Origin of the sequence: Kitasatospora sp. NPDC056783 (genome assembly GCF_042789895.1) — a bacterium.
GTDB lineage: Bacteria > Actinomycetota > Actinomycetes > Streptomycetales > Streptomycetaceae > Kitasatospora.
Genome location: NZ_JBHUAF010000686.1, coordinates 1 through 1,659 on the forward strand (window position 1 = coordinate 1; position 1,659 = coordinate 1,659).

Annotated in this window: 1 protein-coding gene; it reads right to left on the reverse strand. The window is 73.5% G+C overall.

The genetic code is table 11. The features are described from left to right. A partial coding sequence (locus ACFRMQ_RS40595; protein ID WP_380735943.1) for a non-ribosomal peptide synthetase occupies positions 1-1,649 on the reverse strand: 1,649 nt, incomplete at its 3' end. Positions 1,650-1,659: the final 10 nt, after the last annotated feature.

The window sequence follows — 1,659 nt, forward strand, 5'->3', positions numbered from 1 at the left end:
AAGACATCCCGGACGGCCAGCTCGGCACCCAGGGTCGAACGGACCCGGCTGAGCAGCCGGGTGGCGAGCAGGGAGTGCCCGCCGAGCTCGAAGAAGTCGTCGTCGGCGCCGACCGCGTCGAGGCCGAGCACCTCGCGGAACAGGCCGCAGAGGATCTCCTCCTGCGGGGTCCGGGCGGCCCGGCCGCCGGCCGGCGCGGAGAAGTCGGGGGCCGGGAGCGCGGCCCGGTCCAGCTTGCCGTTGGCGGTCAGCGGCAGGGCGTCGAGCGCCATGACGGCGGCCGGGACCATGTAGCCGGGAAGCGACTCGCCGGCGAAGGAGCGCAGGGCGACCGGGTCGAGGGGGCCGTCGGCGACCACGTAGGCGACCAGGCGCCGACCGCTGTCGTCGGGCAGCACGGCGGCCTGGCGGACGGCCGGGTGGGCGGCCAACACGGCCTCGATCTCTCCGAGTTCGACCCGGAAGCCCCGGACCTTGACCTGGTGGTCGGTGCGGCCGAGGTACTCCAGCTCGCCGTCGCGGGTGCGGCGGACCAGGTCGCCGGTGCGGTACATCCTCTGGCCGGCCGTGAAGGGGCTGGCGACGAACCGCTCCGCCGTGAGCGCCGGGCGGCCGAGGTAGCCGCGGGCCAGACCGGCCCCCGACAGGTAGAGCTCCCCGGGGACACCGACCGGTGCCGGGTTCAGGTGCTCGTCCAGCACGTATCCGGCGGTCCCGGCGACGACCCGGCCGAGCACCGGGCGTTCCGCGCCCTCCAGCGGCCGGGTGAGGGCGTGCACGGTGGACTCGGTCGGCCCGTACATGGTGTGGCCGGCGGTCAGCGGAGCCGCGCACAGCCTGGACCACAGGCCCTGACCGATCGCCTCACCACCGAGCAGCAACAGCTTCGGCGCGCACTCCTCCAGCAGCCCCTCCTCCACCAACTGCTCCGCGTACGAGGGAGTCACGTGCAACGCGTCCAGCCCCGCCGCACGCACATGGCGCACCAGCTGCCGGGCATCCCGGCGGACCTCGTCCCCGATCAGGTGCAGCTCGTGCCCCGCGACCATCCACAGCACCACCTCCAACGAGGCGTCGAAGCAGAGCGAAGCGGTCAGCGCGACCCGCAGCCGGCCGTACGCCGCCTCCGCGTCCGCGATCACCGTCTCCCGGTGACCAGCCAACAACGCCGCCAGACTGCCGTGCGGAACCACCACACCCTTGGGCCGGCCCGTCGAACCGGACGTGTGGATCACATACGCGGCATCCTGCGGGGACAGCACGGGCCTGTCGAACCCCGTAGAACCGGGCACATCCGTGACATCCATCACCGGAAGTTCGGCCAGCAGTTCCGGCAGCGGCCAACGAGCATCCGTCAGCACCAGCACGGGCCCCGCGTCCGCCAGAATGCGCCCGGTACGCTCCACCGGGTACTCGGCGTCCAGCGGCAGATAGGCACCACCCGCCTTGAGCACCGCCAGCAGCCCGACCACCGTCTCCACCGAGCGCGGCAGCGCCAAGGCCACCATCGCCCCCGGCACCACCCCGGCACCGACCAGCCGGCACGCCAGCCGGTCGGCCCGCGCGTTCAGCTCCCGGAACGTCAGCACCTCCTCCCCGCACACCAGCGCCACCGCCTCGGGAGTGGCCACGGCCCGCTCCTCGAACACCGCCGGAACC